The organism is Pseudomonas entomophila, from assembly GCF_023277925.1.
Classification (GTDB): domain Bacteria; phylum Pseudomonadota; class Gammaproteobacteria; order Pseudomonadales; family Pseudomonadaceae; genus Aquipseudomonas; species Aquipseudomonas entomophila_D.
Genome location: NZ_CP063832.1, coordinates 812,101 through 828,989, shown reverse-complemented (window position 1 = coordinate 828,989; position 16,889 = coordinate 812,101). Strand labels below are relative to the sequence as shown.

Annotated in this window: 10 protein-coding genes; 7 read left to right on the top strand and 3 right to left on the bottom strand. The window is 62.4% G+C overall.

The features are described from left to right. Positions 1 to 16 precede the first annotated feature (16 nt). Complete coding sequence (locus IM733_RS03695; protein WP_248919589.1) at positions 17 to 3,715, bottom strand: hypothetical protein; 3,699 nt, start codon at positions 3,713 to 3,715, stop codon at positions 17 to 19. Positions 3,716 to 3,811: 96 nt separating this feature from the next. Then, positions 3,812 to 4,627: a hypothetical protein gene (locus IM733_RS03690; RefSeq protein WP_248919588.1), complete on the bottom strand. Its 816-nt coding sequence runs from the start codon at positions 4,625 to 4,627 to the stop codon at positions 3,812 to 3,814. Between the two features lie 188 nt (positions 4,628 to 4,815). Between IM733_RS03690 and IM733_RS03685 the strand changes: the two genes are divergently transcribed. Continuing rightward, complete coding sequence (locus IM733_RS03685; protein WP_248919587.1) at positions 4,816 to 5,889, top strand: IS630 family transposase; 1,074 nt, start codon at positions 4,816 to 4,818, stop codon at positions 5,887 to 5,889. 28 nt (positions 5,890 to 5,917) lie between these two features. Here IM733_RS03685 and arfB read toward each other — a convergent pair whose 3' ends face one another. Beyond that, positions 5,918 to 6,331, bottom strand: coding sequence for an alternative ribosome rescue aminoacyl-tRNA hydrolase ArfB (gene arfB / locus IM733_RS03680; RefSeq protein WP_248919586.1), 414 nt, complete (start codon positions 6,329 to 6,331; stop codon positions 5,918 to 5,920). Positions 6,332 to 6,622: 291 nt separating this feature from the next. Here arfB and ppnN point away from each other — a divergent pair, with 291 nt between their 5' ends. From ppnN to IM733_RS03650, 6 genes are all read left to right on the top strand, one after another. Then, the gene (gene ppnN, locus IM733_RS03675) at positions 6,623 to 7,996 is read left to right on the top strand and encodes a nucleotide 5'-monophosphate nucleosidase PpnN (protein WP_248919585.1); all 1,374 of its coding nucleotides are present in this window, start codon (positions 6,623 to 6,625) and stop codon (positions 7,994 to 7,996) included. A gap of 434 nt (positions 7,997 to 8,430) precedes the next feature. Then, the gene (glgA, locus tag IM733_RS03670) at positions 8,431 to 9,990 is read left to right on the top strand and encodes a glycogen synthase GlgA (protein ID WP_248919584.1); all 1,560 of its coding nucleotides are present in this window, start codon (positions 8,431 to 8,433) and stop codon (positions 9,988 to 9,990) included. 15 nt (positions 9,991 to 10,005) lie between these two features. Continuing rightward, on the top strand, positions 10,006 to 11,748 hold the full coding sequence (treZ, locus tag IM733_RS03665; RefSeq protein WP_248921115.1) for a malto-oligosyltrehalose trehalohydrolase: 1,743 nt from the start codon (positions 10,006 to 10,008) through the stop codon (positions 11,746 to 11,748). Continuing rightward, a complete protein-coding gene (malQ, locus tag IM733_RS03660; protein WP_248919583.1) occupies positions 11,745 to 13,814 on the top strand; it encodes a 4-alpha-glucanotransferase in 2,070 nt (689 codons plus the stop codon). Before treZ ends, malQ begins: the two co-directional genes overlap by 4 nt. Next, a complete protein-coding gene (locus IM733_RS03655; protein ID WP_248919582.1) occupies positions 13,811 to 16,585 on the top strand; it encodes a malto-oligosyltrehalose synthase in 2,775 nt (924 codons plus the stop codon). The genes malQ and IM733_RS03655 overlap by 4 nt, the downstream gene beginning before the upstream one ends. A 20-nt stretch (positions 16,586 to 16,605) precedes the next feature. Continuing rightward, complete coding sequence (locus IM733_RS03650; RefSeq protein WP_248919581.1) at positions 16,606 to 16,845, top strand: DUF2934 domain-containing protein; 240 nt, start codon at positions 16,606 to 16,608, stop codon at positions 16,843 to 16,845. The last annotated feature ends 44 nt before the right edge of the window (positions 16,846 to 16,889 follow it).

Sequence of the window (16,889 nt, the reverse complement as noted above, 5' to 3'; positions counted from 1 at the left end):
GCTCGTCCTCCACGGTTCAAGCTGAGGCCAGGGATTCGGTGGTGACTTCGGTTTTGATCGGGCGCGATAGAATCAGGTGCTTGCAATCACTTGCCGGGGCAGTTGCGGGATAAGTGAAGCGCGTCGTACGCCGTAAAGCACCTGGCTGCTCTTCCACAATCCGATCAACCACTCGCACGCCGCCGTTAAAGGTCCAATGGGTCACCACATCTTCCCTGGTAATGCCTTGGCGCCGCTTATGTAACCGCTCAACCAAGTAGTCACCTTTCCACGTGTAGGTATGGGAAATGCACGGCTGTCCGGCGCCCGGGACTAGCGTGTGCATCGCGACACGAGGGGCCAAGTCGGGCCCGACTAAGCGGTACCTCACGACTTCCAGCGAACCATCTTCCTCCGCAATGCTGGTAAGTACGCAATCCAGCTCTGGATCATCGTCATAGCCGAAGCGGACATGGCGCTCTGGTGTTTCACCCTGCCCGATCCGGTGACGCCTGATCGACTCCAGCAGGCAGTTTCTGATGTCCAGCGTTACCTCATAGCACTCAGGTGTATCAGGCCATACAGTGAATGTGCTTCGTGACGAGCCCTGCGCGACTATCGAGCCATGCTCGGCCCGTAACAGTACCGTGCCGGAGCCGGTGTCGGTGATGCTGTCAAGCCGGATATGCCCTTCAATGCCCTGCCATGCCAGCTTGAGTTCCCCGCCTTCGGCAGAGCGGATACTCGATGTCACCAGCACCAGGCTCGTGCGGTCGATCTCCGCTAATTCCGCTTCCCAGGTTTCACGCTGTTTTTTCAGGTCTTCGATCTGCTCGCTTGTAATTTTTTCCTTGTCGATCCAGCGTGTCAGGTTGGCGATGATCTTTTCCAGCTTTTCTTTGTACGTGGACTTGAAGGCTTCACCTGCTTCTTTCCCGTCATGGGTTACCGGTAACTGAAGCACCTCCTGAGGAGCCTCGGCGCCCGCAGGCATCTGCACCGTCAGGGCGGTCCAGGCATCCTCGTCACCCTCGACAGCCGTGATACGGTAGCCATCCTGATCGAGGAATCTGGTCCGGTCGGCGCTGAGTGACTTCATTTGCGCCTTGGTCAAGGTCAATGTCTGGCCGCTGCTTAACGTCAATACCCGTCGCCGGTTATCGAAGTAGGAGAAGCGAAACGCCCAACCGTCACCCAATGCCCCTTCATTGGCCCGTACTGCGGAGTAGTGCAGCGTCAGGTCCATTCCGGGGCCGTTACCTCCAAGTCCCCTCAGTGTGGCGAGCGGGTAGTGGGCATGGAACAAACCGGTGTTTTCGTCTACACCGTTGTCCCGAGCGCCCCCCGTATCGTAGACATGCGCCCCCAAGGTCATACAGCGGTCAGCGCAGAGCGTACTAGCGGGAGTGAATGAAGCTATGTGATCAACTGGCGTTTTCAGGTCGATTCGAAGAGGTTGATCCCAAGGGGTTTTAGGGCTGAAGAAGGCCCCCACTACACTGACTGGTGTGGAGGAAGGTGAGTGGGCGGGAGCAAAAAGAAAAATATTTGTTCTATCACCAAATTCTCCAGTCACTCCAGACAATACAAAACGTACACCTGCACTGATCATTTCAGGCTCAAGTTTAAACTGAAACAGTTCGCCAGCTACTATAATCGCATTATCAGACACAGAAAACCGATGCGAATCCACTGCGTATTGGGCAGGTGCAGTAAAACTTTCAGCGCCTTCAGCATCCTCGAAGCCATTAGATCCATTAAGGCAACCATAACCTCTGAAGTCTATAGAGTCTTTAATGGCGCGAAGGCACTTGGTTAGTTCGGGTTGAGATACGAGATCTTCATTTAAAAACTTCTTGACCGCGGAGTGTCCAAATCGACGAATATCATCATAAACATCACCAACTTCAAAGTGCCAAAGCTCACGCCGAAGATCATCACGATGAGCAGAGGACATATTACCCATAGGAGCTTCAAGGTCCTCAATGTCACCATAAAAAGATTGGGCGGCGTGTGTAAGGTCAATCGGCATCTCACCCAACACTTGCGCCAGCTTTTTAGGTGACTGCAAACGTAAAACACCAGTCATACCAAGTTTTTTGGGTAGCCACAAAGCCCCCACATCTTCTGAGTTCCCAGCTTGTTCGGCAGGTGAACCGCTTGGCCTAAAACGAACCCCGGAAATTCCACAGCGCCGCATATCGCCCATCAACTTCTGGCTGAATGTTTTGACGGCATCGCGATATCCCTCTATAAACTTTAGCTCCGAATGATAGCAAACATGGCCTGTGCGAATATCTTGCAACTCTGCTTCTAGCGAAATAATTCTCCAGATTTTTCCGTTTCCGTAAGTATCAAACTCATGATGATGTTCCTCCGCTACAGAATATCCAGCGTTCCTGGCATCAGCGTCGGCGCTCGCCTTTTGGCTTGCCAAGTGAAGCAACTGCTCGTTAAGTGTAAGCGCCTGATCAAGTTGGCCATTATCGGGCAGCATTGGCACCCACTCAGTTTTTTCCTCCAAGGGCGCGCTCATCAAAATCCGCAATGGAACTCCCGCGCACTTCCATTTTCCTGTGATTGCCTCATCGCCCTCGTCAAGCGCCAAGACCAGATAATCGGCCAACATTGAGGTTCTCAGCTTTTCGGCCAAGGCTGCTGGCCATTTGCATTGATCGAGTTCTTCAGCGCTAGGCTGGAAAACGAACGGCGAACCCGCCAGTTGCATGCCTGTGACATCGTCATGTATATGGACTCGCAGCACTTCATCTACCGCCAATGCCCGCGAGGCGGTAAAGTTGCTGTGAAACACCCATGGCGCAGGCTCCACAGTCACCGACAGGTCCGAAAGCTGTGGAATCCACAGCACGTTTCCCTGGCTGGCTGGCACGATGCTTATTCCGTCATCGCCCAATGCACCGGCACGCATCACTCGGCTCTTCTCACCGACACGCTCGCACAGCAGCTTGGCTTGGGCAGCCTGGTCGTTATTGGCATCCAGGGTCACCACGATTGACTCGAACACCCCCTGGCTGACACGGTCACGCACTTGCACACACAGGCGTTGAGCGCCGGTGAGATCGACATTGCCCAGGTTGTGGCCAACCACCTGATTGGCAGCGAACGGTGCATTGGTAAACACCCGCGCGTACGTGGAAAACACCCACAGACGATTGTAATCCTCACGGGAAGACGCCGAGACGCAGTCAGCTGTGGAATGGCTTGATGTGCCCACTTCGAACGAGGTGCCCTTGATAACACCGGCATGAAGTAACTTGGAGTCGTTGACTAGCGCGTCGTCGTCACGGATGGCCTTAACCAGGGCCGCTGGCCAGTTTGCTCTATCGCAGGTTGCGCCAGTCGCGGTCAGCTCAACAACTTTCAGTACCCGCCCATCGCGCCGATCGACGGCCCAGACACGGACCACCTCATTTTCCGCAAGGTCTCTGTCGGCCAACAGATAGCAGGGCGATGTCCACTCACACCTGGGAATACCTATGCGCTCCGGCTCAAAGCCGGTCATCTCTGGCAAGACAGCGCTATCGAATGGCGTTCCGGATTCGCTTGGCTCGGGGATGGGCTGGACCGGCGTTAACGTTTCTTTTTCCGGCACTGCAGTAGCCAACGTATAAATGGCTTGAATGTTTTCCCAGGGGATCGTCGTGTTGGCAGTCGGTGTGTAGCTAGAAAAAATTGAATGTGAAATGCTAAGTGAATCCTGTATTTCCTTGGCCAATTCGTCGCAATTTAGCTCGATGTTTTCCGGCAGCCCTGTCCAATGGTTAATCTGGCCGAATGTCGCAGTGCCTGCATAGTAGCTTCGGCGTTCACCCTAGTCGTCATCAGCTTCCACCAAGAACGGGCCAGATTCATCGGTGAGGGATGCCCATTGGTCGGGGGCTACTTCTACAGCGCCTGCGGCGGTCAATGCCTGCTGTGTTTTGGCGCGTTCGATCAAGCTCGCTTTGAGGCGTTCAAGCTCGGGAAGCTCCGTGAGCGTGTAAATCGCCTGAATATGCTGGCTGTCGACTTCGGTTTTGTCTGTGAGGAAGAACTTACTGAACAAATCCTGTGTGCTGGCGAGTTGCTCATAAATATCAGCGAGCGCCGCATCAGTCGAAATGCCGACCCCCATCCCGGTTAGTGAGGGAGGGGCGTCTATATAACAGATCAAGCCGTAGAACCCCGTTTCGTCCGAAGCATAGCGGTAATCACTTAGGTACTGTGTGATGGTCCCCAGCTTCAATTCAATCAATACAGGAATGCAGGGCGTCGATTGCTGCTTGATGTCTTCAAGCGTAATGTGCGCACCGCCTGCTTCGATCAAGCATCTGAGATTATCTTCATAGGTATACTCTAGCCGCCGGTACGTCTCAGGGTTCTGGCTTAGCAAGCTGACGTATTCACGTTCAACCTCGGAAATGATACCGAGACCTTCGTATGCCCGGTACACGGCGTGGCGATAATTCGGTACTGTCTCACCTTCGACTTTGTGGGTCGTATATACAATACACAAGCCGCTATCTTCTGCCTCCACGAGCCAACAAACATCGCCGTTGAGCGTCATCCGAGAGCCGTATTTCAAGCCCGATTTTTCGATGACATCCTTGTTATAACCGTAGACGGTGGCTTCTGTGAATCGACTCATAGCGGGATCCCTGCCATAGTGGTTGGATGGCGGTAGTCAGAGAAACTCTTTCAACGCGACAAGTTGAGGGTCACCGATTTGCCGTCAGCCGTCACCTAGCAAAAATGCTAGTGTGGTGTCTCAGAAGTCCCACTGAAAATTTGAGCTAGGCTCTGTAGAAACCCACTCATCAAGAGATGTGTATCGACATGAGCCGACCAGCAACTGTCATTACCCTTTCTGAAACTGAACATGCGGAGTTACTGCGTCGGGTCAAGCTTCGCAAAGGTGCCCAGGATGCATGCCTACGCGCCGAGATAATCCTCGCCTGTGCCGCCGGCGAATCAGGTAACGACATCGCCAAGCGCTTGGGCACCAGCAAGGATGTGGTGTCACGATGGCGCCAACGTTTCTCTAAGTTGGGGTTGCTGGGTTTGAACGATGAACCGCGCTCTGGTCGGCCGCGTACTATTTCGGATGAACAAGTTCAGCAGGTAGTCAATCAGGTATTGAAAGGCAAGCCAGACGACTCCAGCCACTGGAGTACGCGGCGTATGAGTCGCGAAACCGGTCTGTCTCCTGCCAGCATCATGCGCATCTGGCACGCATTCGGGATCAAGCCGCATCTGGAAAAGACCTTCAAGCTCTCCACCGATCCTTTGTTTGTCGATAAGGTTCACGACATCGTTGGGCTGTACTTGAATCACCCCGAAAGAGCTCTGGTGCTATGCGTTGATGAGAAGAGTCAGATCCAGGCGTTAAACCGCACCCAGCCTGGGTTGCCCCTTTCCCATGGCAATCCTGCAACTCGCACGCACGATGACAAACGACATGGAACAACCTCTCTGTTCGCCGCTCTGGATGTGGCAACGGGTGAGGTTGTTGACCGATTGAAGCGTCAGCACCGCAGCACTGAATTCCTCGCCTTTCTGAGAGAAATTGATGCGTCGGTACCCGCTGAAATGCCTATTCATCTGATCATGGATAACTACGCAACACACAAGACCGACAAAGGCAGGGCCTGGCTTGCAGCGCGTCCACGCTACAACATCCACTTCACGCCCACTTCGGCCTCTTGGCTGAGTTTGGTCGAGCGCTTTTTCTCAACGTTGAGCGAGAAATGGATCAAGCGACAGGCACATGTCAGCGTCAAAGATCTGGAAGCTTCGATTGAGCACTATCTGGAAACGTACAACCAGAATCCGAAGCCATTTCGGTGGCACAAGAAGGCCGAGGACATCCTTGCCTCAGCCGCTCGCGCGGCGCGAGCGCTGGGTAAATAATTTTCATCGGTATTTCTGAAACACCACACTAGAAATCCACCTTGCCCCGCCCCGCCTTGACAGTGCTCCGCCTGGCTTTCCCTTCAAGGCGGCGGGTCTTCGAGCCGAGGGTCGGCTTGGTGGGGCGGCGTTTCTTCTCGGTCTTGCCGGCCGCGATGATCAACTCGGCAAGACGCGCCAGCGCGTCAGCACGGTTCTGCTCCTGGGTGCGGTACTGCTGGGCCTTGATGATCAACACGCCGTCGCCGGTGATGCGGCTGTCACGCAGCGCCAGCAGCCGCGCCTTGTAGAACTCGGGCAGCGACGAGGCTGGGATGTCGAAGCGCAGGTGCACGGCGCTGGACACCTTGTTGACATTCTGCCCACCCGCGCCTTGTGCGCGGATGTAGGTGAGCTCTATTTCGGCATCCGGCAGATGCACGTTTTTGGAGATGGTCAGCATGGTATGGCCCTTGTAATTGCCGCCATTATCACAGCCTCCGCCGCTCTGCCATACCCCACCCTTTCTCCGTAGGAGCGGCTTCAGCCGCGATGCAGGCTATCACGGTGCATGGCACCCGCTTGGCGGGTGATCGCGGCTGAAGCCGCTCCTACAGTGGTTGCACCAAATCCATGGGCTGTGGAGGTTCTGATTGTGGCGAACCGGATTTTCACCCTCCCCCTCGTTGCCACGCACATTTGCTTGTATGGTGTTGTCCAAGAAGGATGTTTTACCCGCACAGGAAAGACTTACATGCCCCAACGCAATGTCATCAACGCCTCCGTCAGCCCCAAGGGCAGCCTGGAGACGCTGTCGCAACGTGAAGTCCAGCAACTGAGCGAAGTCGGTACCGGCAGCCTCTACACCCTGTTCCGCCAGTGCGCCCTGGCCATCCTCAACACCGGCGCCCATGTCGACAATGCCAAGACCATCCTCGAGGCCTACAAGGACTTCGAGGTGCGCATCCACCAACAGGACCGCGGCGTGCGCCTGGAACTGCTCAACGCGCCGGCCGACGCCTTCGTCGATGGCGAGATGATCGCCAGCACCCGGGAAATGCTGTTCAGCGCCCTGCGCGACATCGTCTACACCGAAAGCGAGCTGGCCAGCCAGCGCATCGACCTGGAAAGCTCCCAGGGCCTCACCGACTACGTCTTCCACCTGCTGCGCAATGCCCGCACGCTGCGCCCGGGCGTGGAACCGAAGATGGTGGTGTGCTGGGGCGGTCACTCGATCAGCAGCGAGGAATACCAGTACACCAAGAAGGTCGGCCACGAGCTGGGCCTGCGCAAGCTGGACGTCTGCACCGGTTGCGGCCCGGGCGTGATGAAAGGCCCGATGAAAGGCGCCACCATCGCCCACGCCAAGCAGCGCATGCACGGCAGCCGCTACCTCGGCTTGACCGAGCCGGGCATCATCGCCGCCGAGGCACCCAACCCGATCGTCAACGAACTGGTGATCCTGCCGGACATCGAGAAGCGCCTGGAGGCGTTCGTCCGTGTCGGCCACGGCATCATCATCTTCCCCGGTGGCGCCGGCACCGCCGAGGAATTCCTCTACCTGCTCGGCATCCTCATGCACCCGGACAACCAGGACCTGCCGTTCCCGGTGGTCCTCACCGGCCCGCGCAGCGCCGAGCCGTTCCTGCAGCAACTGCACGCCTTCGTCGGTGCAACCCTGGGCGAAGCCGCCCAGCGCCACTACCAGATCATCATCGACGACCCGACCGAAGTGGCCCGGCAGATGGTCGAGGGGTTGAAGGAGGTCAAGCAGTTCCGCCGCGAGCGCAACGACGCCTTCCACTTCAACTGGCTGCTGAAGATCGCCGAAGGTTTCCAGCATCCCTTCGACCCAACCCACGAGAACATGGCCGCGCTGGCCCTGCGCCGCGACCTGCCGCCCCATGAGCTGGCGGCCAACCTGCGCCGGGCGTTTTCCGGCATCGTCGCCGGCAACGTCAAGGATAAGGGCATCCGCCTGATCGAAGAACACGGCCCCTACCAGATCCGTGGCGACGCGGCGATCCTCGACCCGCTGGGGCGCCTGCTACAGGCGTTCGTCGACCAGCACCGGATGAAACTGCCGGGTGGCGCGGCCTATGTGCCGTGCTACCAGGTCGTGACCTGAGACACCCCGGGGCCGCATCGCGGCCCCTCCTTTATCCCCCTCCGCGCATCAGTCACATGCCGTGACAGCCCGCCAACGTTTGCGCAAAAAACACCGCAACAAAAATGACCAACGGGTCACTTTAATGCCCGTTCGTCTCCTACACTCCAGTTTCGGCCCGCGAATTGCTCGGAAAAAGTGACGTAAAAAAGTCGAACTTTCCGAAATACGGGCAGGTCAGGAACTAAGTAGGCCAACGCAAAGGGACTTCCTCACGCCAGGCCAACCCACCCCAGCCAGTCCACGCGCCTTTCGGCCGGAACGCCGCACGTGCAGCGCTTGCGCGCACAGCTTTGGGGCAAGGATCGCACTACGAAGATGCAGTGACCAAAACCAGAGAGAACCACAACGAGCCAACACCACGCACCTGAAATGCACATGGGACGGAGAGAAGTATGATCAGTGCCGCTGTCGAACCTCACGTAGACGCATTCAAACCGGACAATCGCGAACCGCTCAGCCCGGATTTCGCCCCGACAGCCAAGGCACCTGGCGCCCAGCGCCAGCACAACCCGAACAAGCGCAAGGTCCTGTTCGTCACCTCGGAGATCGCCGACCTGGTCAAGACCGGCGGCCTGGGCGACGTGTCCGCGGCCCTGCCCCGGGCCCTGGCGCACCTGCACGATGTGCGCGTGCTGATCCCCGGCTACCGCCAAGTGGTCGAAAGCGACAACCCCATCCATATCGTCGGCGAACTGGGCGGCCATGCCGCGCTGCCCCCTTGCAAGATCGGGCGCATGGACCTGGCCGACGGCCTGGTGATCTACGTGCTGATCTGCCCCGAGCTGTACCAGCGCGATGGCACCCCCTACGGCGCCAACAACGGCCGCGACTGGCCGGACAACCATATCCGCTTCGCCCGCCTGGGCCTGGCCGCGGCCGAGATCGCCGCCGGCGAAGGCATGGCCCACTGGCGCCCGGACCTGGTGCACGCCCACGACTGGCCGGCCGGCCTGGCCCCGGCCTACATGCACTGGCGCGGGCTGAGCACCCCGACCCTGTTCACCATCCACAACCTCGCCTACCAAGGCGTGTACAGCCGTGGTTGCAGCCCTGAACTGGCGATCCCGGACCATGCCATGCAACAGGAAGGCATGGAGTTCTACGGCAAGCTGTCGTTCCTCAAGGCCGGGCTTGCCTATTCCAGCCACATCACCACGGTCAGCGCCACCTACGCCCGGGAGATCACCACGCCGGAGTTCGGCTGCGGGCTGGACGGTTTCCTCGCCAGCAAGGCCCAGCAAGGCCTGCTCGGTGGCATCCCCAACGGCATCGACGAGAGCTGGGATTCGGCCACCGACCAGCACCTGCATCACAACTTCAGCATCAACGACTGGGCCGGCAAGGCACGCAACGCCCAGCAGGTGCGCGAGCTGTTCGAGCTGGAGCCGTCAGAGGGGCCGCTGTTCGCGGTGGTGTCGCGGCTGGTCTACCAGAAAGGTCTCGACCTGACCCTGGGCGTGGCCGACTCCATTGTCGAGCAAGGCGGCCAGCTGGCGATCATCGGCCGGGGCGAGCCGGAGGAGGAGCAGGCCATGCGCGAACTCGCCCTGCGTCACCCTGGCCGCATCGGCGTGCGCATCGGCTTTAACGAAACCGACGCCCGGCGCATGTTCGCCGGTTCCGACTTCCTGCTGATGCCCTCGCGCTACGAGCCCTGCGGGTTGAGCCAGATGTACGCCCAGCGCTTTGGTTCGCTGCCGGTGGCGCGCAACACCGGGGGGCTGGCCGACACCATCGAGAACGGCGTGACCGGTTTCCTGTTCGACGACTCGACCGTCGAAAGCTACCGCGAGGCCCTTGGCCGCGCCTTCTATGTGTACGGCAAGAAGCACCTGCTCAACGCGATGCGCTGCCTGTCGATGACCCAACCGTTCAACTGGTGCCAGGCGGTGGAACCCTACGCCCGTTTGTACGAGGACCTGGTCAAGCAGGCGCACTTCGCCCACTACTGAGACAGGGAGCGCATGATGCACAGGCATGGCGCACAGTTGCTGGACGCCACGTCGGCGCGCTTCGCCCTCTGGGCACCGGATGCGCGCAGCGTGAGCGTGATGATCGAGCAGCGACCGCCCGTCGTACTGCAAACCGACGGCGATGGCTGGTACAGCGTGGTCACCGCCTGCCAGGCGGGTGACCGTTATCACTTTCAGATCGACGATGAGCTGCGGGTGGCCGACCCGGCCTCGCGCTACCAGCCCGAAGGCGCACAGGGCCCCAGCGCGCTGGTGGACCTGAGCGGCTACCCCTGGCAACACCCCTGGCAGGGCCGACCCTGGCATGAGGCGGTGATCCAGGAGCTGCACGTCGGTCTGCTCGACGGTTATCCCGGTGTCGCCGAGGTATTGCCACGCCTGGCCGCGCTCGGCATCAGCGCCATCGAACTGATGCCCCTGGGGCAGTTCCCTGGCGAGCGCAACTGGGGTTATGACGGTGTGCTGCCCTTCGCGCCCCAACACAGCTATGGCACGCCACAGGCGCTTTGCGCCCTGGTCGACACCGCCCATGGCCACGGCCTGATGGTGCTGGTGGACGTGGTCTACAACCACTTTGGGCCCGACGGCAACTACCTGCACCGCTATGCCAGCCCGTTCTTTCGCGAAGACCGGCAGACGCCCTGGGGCGCGGCCATCGACTTGCGTCGGCCCGAGGTGCGCGAGTACTTCATCCAGAATGCACTGATGTGGCTGTGCGACTACCGCTGCGACGGGCTGCGCCTGGATGCCGTGCACGCCATCGACCAACCGGACTTCCTGGTCGAGCTGGCACAGCGGGTGCGCAGTGCCGTCGCACCGGGGCGGCACGTCTGGTTGGTGCTGGAAAACGAACACAACCAGGCCTCGCTGCTGCAGCAAGGCTTCGACGCCCAGTGGAACGACGACGGCCACAATGCCCTGCACGTACTGCTGACCGGCGAAACCGAAGGCTACTACGCCGATTACCAGGAACGCCCCATCGAACAACTGGCCCGCTGCCTCGCCGAAGGCTTCGCCTTCCAGGGCCAGCTCACTCGCCATGGCGTGCCACGGGGCGAGCCCAGCGGGCACCTGGCACCCAGCGCGTTCGTGCTGTTCCTGCAGAACCACGACCAGGTCGGCAACCGCGCCCTGGGCGAGCGCCTGACCCGCCTGTGCCCGCCACAGGCCTTGCGTGCCGCCACCGCGTTGTTGCTGCTGGCGCCCATGATTCCGCTGCTGTTCATGGGTGACGACGACGGCAGCCGCGAGCCGTTCCTGTTCTTCACCGACTTCCACGACGAACTGGCCGACGCCGTGCGCGAAGGCCGACGCGGCGAGTTCACCCATTTCAGCGCCTTCACCGACCCACGGCAGCGCGAGCGAATCCCCGACCCCAACGCCACCGCCACCTTCGAGGCCTCCCGGCCCCGGCCCCAGGAAGTACTCGCCGGCTGGCACGGCCTGTACCAGCAACTGCTCGACCTGCGCAGGCGCCACATCATCCCGCGCCTGCCCGGTACCCGCGCCCTGGGCGCCGACACGCTGGGCGACAAGGCCCTGACCAGCCGCTGGCGCCTGGGTGACGGCCACGTGCTGCGCATCGACCTCAACCTCGCGACGCAGGCGCAGGCGGTACAGCTGCCGCCACTGACGCGGCGCCTGTACGACAGTAGCGACAACGCCCATCCCGACTCGTCGCTGGCCGCGCACAGTTGCGTGGTCAGCCTGCTGCCCCCCGACCAGGAGACGTCATGAGCGAACAGCCCCTCCATCGCCTGGCGGCCCAGGTAGGTCTGGCCCGTGACTGGGTCGACGCCAACAACCGCCCACAGCAGGTCAGCGACGACGTGTTGCGCCAGGTGCTGCAAGGCCTGGGGCACCCGGCCCATGACCGCGCGGCCATCGAAGCCAGCCTGCGCGCCGTCGAACAGGCCGAGGACAGCGAGCACCTGCCACCCTTGCTGACCGTCGACCGCGGCCAGCCGCTCGACCTGCAACGCTACTTCAGTACCGCAAGCACCGTGCGATGCACCCTGGAGGACGGTACGCAGCGCACCTTGCAACTGGACGCCCAGGCCCGCCTGCCGGGCGAACTGCCGCTGGGTTACCACCAACTGGACATCGACGGCCGAACGTTCACCGTGGCGGTGGCGCCCGCGCGCTGCCATGCCCTGCAAGATGCCGTGAAGCAGGCGCCACCCCGCTGCTGGGGCCTGGCGGTGCAACTGTATAGCCTGCGTCGCCCCGGCGATGGCGGCTATGGCGACTGCCTGGCCCTGGAGCAACTGGCGCGCAGCGCCGCAGAACGCGGCGCCGATGCCTTGGCGATCAGCCCGATCCATGCGTTGTCGATCGTCGACCAACAGCACTACAGCCCCTACTCGCCCTCCAGCCGCCTGCTGCTCAACACCCTGTACGCCAGCCCCGCCGCCCTGCTGGGCGAGCGCGCCGTGCGCATGGCAATCGAAGCCTGCGGCCTGGAGCAGACGCTCGAAGACCTGGAACAACGCCCGCTGGTCGACTGGCCGCGCGCCGCCGACGCCCGCCTGCGCCTGCTCGAAGCGCTCTACCAGGACTTCAGCCAGGGCAATCACCCGCTGCGCGAAGACTTCGACCAGTTCCGTGCCAACGGCGGCGAAAAGCTTGAACATCACTGCCGCTTCGAGGTGCTGCAAGCCCACGCCATGGAACACGGCCTGGGCGCCGACTGGCGCAACTGGCCAGCGGCCTGGCACGACCCCTACCACCCGGAAGTCGAGGCCTTCGCCCATGCCTACCCCGCCCGCGTGGAGTTCCATGCCTTCTGCCAGTGGCTGACCGAACGCAGCCTGCAACGGGCCCAGGACGCCGCGCGCGGCAACGGCATGGCCATCGGCCTGATCGCCGACCTGGCGGTGGGCGCCGACGGTGCCGGCAGCCAGGCTTGGAGCCGCCAGGACGAACTGCTGGCCGATCTCAAGGTCGGTGCGCCCCCGGATATCCTCAACCGTTCCGGGCAGGACTGGGGCATCTGCGCATTTTCGCCCGAAGGCCTCAAGCGCAATGGTTACCGTGCCTTCATCGAGATGCTGCGGGCCAACCTGGCCCATGCCGGCGGCCTGCGTATCGACCATGTAATGGGCCTGCGCCGGTTGTGGCTGGTCCCCCGCGGCGCCAAACCCAGCGAAGGCGCCTACCTGAACTATCCGCTGGCCGACCTGCTGCGCCTTCTGGCCCTGGAATCGGTGCGCCACCAGGCGATCATCCTCGGCGAAGACCTGGGTACCGTGCCTGAAGGGCTGCGTGAACGCCTGGCCGACAAGGCCGTGCTGGGCATGCGCGTGCTGCCTTTCGAACAGGCCCCACCCGGGCACTTCACACCCATCCTCGACTGGCCCGACAACGCCCTGGCCACCACCGGCACCCATGACCTCGCGCCCCTGGCCGGCTGGCTGGCGGGCCGCGATATCGACTGGAGCCACCGCCTGAAGCTGATCGAGACCGCCGCCGAGCTGCACTGGCGGCATACCCGGGCGCTGGAGCGCGACGGCTTGCGTCGCACCCTTGAGCAGAACTACGGACCGCAAGCGGACGACAGCGCGCTGATCGACGCCGCGATCCGCTACCTCGGCCATACCCGCGCCCCGCTGGTGCTGGTGCCCCTGGAGGACCTGCTGGGTTGCGACGAGCAGTCCAACCTGCCCGGCACCACCGAGAGCCACCCCAACTGGCGGCGACGCTTCAGGACGCCAGTGCGTGACCTGCTCGACGACGAAGACGCCGCCCGCCGCCTGGAGCTGCTGGCCCAGGCCCGCGAGCAGGCCTGGGAGCGTGACCGGTGAAAGCGCTGACCGCGACACTGCGCCTGCAATTGCACAGCGACTTCACCCTCGATGACGCGGTGCCGCTGGTGCCCTACTTCGCCCGGCTGGGTATCAGCCACGTCTATGCCTCGCCAATCCTTACCGCCCGCGCAGGCTCACGCCATGGCTACGATGTAGTCGACCCGACCCGGGTCAACCCGGAACTGGGGGGCGAGGCGGCGCTGCAGCGCCTGGTGGCCGCCCTGCGCCAGCACGGCATGGGGCTGATCCTCGACACAGTGTCCAACCACATGGCCGTGGGCGGCGCCGACAACCCCTGGTGGCAGAGCCTGCTGGCCTGGGGGCGGCGCAGCCCGTACGCGAGTTTCTTCGATATCCAGTGGCACTCCAGCGACCCGCTGCTGGCCGGGCAACTGCTGCTGCCCTTCCTGGGGAGCGACTACGGCGTGGCCTTGCGCGACGGTGAGATCCCGCTGACCTTCGACGCGGATCAAGGCCTGTTCGAGGTTGCCCACCATCAACACCGTTTCCCAATCTGCCCGCCGGACTACGGGCGCATCCTCGGCCAGGCCGAGGACCGTCGCCTGCACGCCCTGGCCCAACGCTTCAGCGCCCTGCACGAAGCCGTCGAGCCGCTGGCCGACGCCCGGCCCCTGCACCGGGAGCTGGCACGCCTGGTCGCTGCCGGGGCGCGCCTCGAAGGCGCCCTCGCCGCCTTCGACAGCCGCGACGCAGCGGGCTTCAAGCGCCTGCACCTGCTGCTCGAACGCCAGGTCTACCGCCTGGCCAGCTGGCGCACCGCCGCCGACGACATCAACTGGCGGCGCTTCTTCGACATCAATGAACTGGGCGGCCTGCGGGTGGAGCGCCCGGAAGTGTTCGAAGCGACCCACGCTAAATTGTTCGAGCTGATCGAACGGGGGCTGGTGGATGGCCTGCGCATCGACCATATCGACGGCCTCGCCGACCCACGCCGCTACTGCCGCAACCTGCGGCGGCGCGTCGAGCGGCTGCTGGCCTGCCGGCCTGTGCAGGCAGCTGTCGAACATTTCCCGATCTACGTGGAGAAGATCCTCGGCGTAGGCGAACATCTGCACCGCGACTGGCTCACCGACGGCACCACGGGCTACGAGTTCATGAACCAGGTAGCGCTGTTGCAGCACGACCCCGCCGGCGAAGCCCCGTTGAGCGACCTGTGGCGTGATGTCAGCGAGCGCCCCGACTTCCCCGACGAAGTGCGCGAAGCCCGCCACCTGGTGCTCAACGCCAGCCTGGCCGGTGACTGCGAGTCGGTGGCCCAGGCCCTGCTGCAGGTGGCCCGCGACGACCTGATGACCCGCGACCTCACCCTGGGGGCCATCCGTCGCGCATTGCAAGCACTGGTCGAGCACTATCCGGTCTACCGCACCTACATCCATGCCGGGGGCCGCCCCACCGAAGACGAAGCATTCTTCCAGCAGGCACTGGCCGGCGCGCGCCGATCACTGGGTGAAGCCGACTGGCCGTTGCTCGATCACCTGGAGCAGTGGCTCGGCGGACAGCCCTGGCGCCAGCTACCACTTGGCCGCCCCCGCAAGCATCGGCGCCACGCCTGCGTACGCTTTCAGCAATTGACCGCGCCGAGCGCCGCCAAGGCGGTGGAGGACACCGCGTTCTACCGCTCCGGCCGCTTGCTGTCGCGCAATGATGTCGGCTTCGACGCCGAACGTTTCAGCGCCGATCCCTCCTGGTTCCACAACGAGGTACAACGCCGCCTGCGCGACTTCCCCGACAACCTGCTGGCCACCGCCACCCACGACCACAAGCGTGGCGAGGACTGCCGCGCCCGCCTGGCGGTGCTCAGCGAGCACGGGCCATGGCTGGCCAGCCGCTGCGAACACTGGCGCGAGTTGGCCACGCCCTTGCGCACGGCGTTGGAAGATGGCGCCGCCCCCAGTCCGGGCGATGAGCTGATGCTGTACCAGACCCTGCTCGGCAGTTGGCCATTGGACCTCGACCTGCACGACGCCGCGGCTCTGCGCGCCTACGCCGAACGCATTCGCCAGTGGCAACGCAAGGCGCTGCGCGAAGCCAAGTTGCACAGCAGCTGGGCGGCGCCCAACGACGCCTATGAACAGGCCTGCGCCGACTATGTCGATGGCCTGTTGCTGAACACCGAGAACCAGCAACTGCGCCAATCCCTGCACAACGCCGCGCGCCGCCTCGATTGCCCCGGCGCCCTCAATGGCCTGGCCCAGTGCCTGCTACGCATGACCACCCCCGGCGTGCCCGACCTCTACCAAGGCAACGAGTACTGGGACCTGTCACTGGTCGACCCGGACAACCGCCGCCCGGTGGACTACGCTGCACGGCGGGCCAGCCTGGACGGCAGCACGACGCCGGCCGAGCTGCTCGCCCACTGGCGCGATGGGCGCATCAAGCAGGCCTTGCTCGCGCGGGTACTGGATTGCCGCCAGGCCCACCCCGAACTGTTCCAGCGTGGCGCCTACCTGCCGCTCACCGTGCACGGCCGCCATGCTGACCAGGTGTTCGCCTTCGCCCGCCTGGGCGAAGGCGAACGCGCTGTCATCGTCGTACCGAGGCTGGCCAGCGCCCTGCTGGGCAACGCCCCGACCCCCTTGATCCCGGCGCAGAACTGGGACGATACCCGGCTGACCTTGCCGTTCGCCTTGTCGCCTGCCAACTGTTCGGGACTTTTCGCCAGTGCCGCGGTCCCCCCTTCAAGGGAGCTGTTGTTGAGCACCGCACTGGCAGAGTTTCCGGTCAATGTGTTGATTGATCATGCCTAACTGCATTCAGGAGTGTCGTGATGAGTGTCGATGAAAAACGTATTCGCGAATTCGCCTATCAGATCTGGGAGTCGGAGGGTAAGCCGGCCGGCCAGGAAGACCGCCATTGGGACATGGCGCGCAAGCTCGCCGAGGCCGAATCGTTGGCGCCTAAAGTCGCGCCACGCAAGAAGGCGGCCGCCAAGCCGAAGGTAGCGCCGGTGGAGAAACCTGCTGCCGTCAAGAAGCCTCGGGCAGTGAAGAAGCCAACGGCGGGCTGACACCTGCACCGGCCTCTTCGCGGGCAGGCCCGCTGTGACAGGTG

Bases quoted from the DNA above. Each gene is read 5' to 3' on its own strand.
- IM733_RS03690 (WP_248919588.1), bottom strand. From the start codon at position 4,627: ATGAGTCGATTCACAGAAGCCACCGTCTACGGTTATAACAAGGATGTC.
- IM733_RS03685 (WP_248919587.1), top strand. From the start codon at position 4,816: ATGAGCCGACCAGCAACTGTCATTACCCTTTCTGAAACTGAACATGCG.
- arfB (WP_248919586.1), bottom strand. From the start codon at position 6,331: ATGCTGACCATCTCCAAAAACGTGCATCTGCCGGATGCCGAAATAGAG.
- ppnN (WP_248919585.1), top strand. From the start codon at position 6,623: ATGCCCCAACGCAATGTCATCAACGCCTCCGTCAGCCCCAAGGGCAGC.
- glgA (WP_248919584.1), top strand. From the start codon at position 8,431: ATGATCAGTGCCGCTGTCGAACCTCACGTAGACGCATTCAAACCGGAC.
- treZ (WP_248921115.1), top strand. From the start codon at position 10,006: ATGCACAGGCATGGCGCACAGTTGCTGGACGCCACGTCGGCGCGCTTC.
- malQ (WP_248919583.1), top strand. From the start codon at position 11,745: ATGAGCGAACAGCCCCTCCATCGCCTGGCGGCCCAGGTAGGTCTGGCC.
- IM733_RS03650 (WP_248919581.1), top strand. From the start codon at position 16,606: ATGAGTGTCGATGAAAAACGTATTCGCGAATTCGCCTATCAGATCTGG.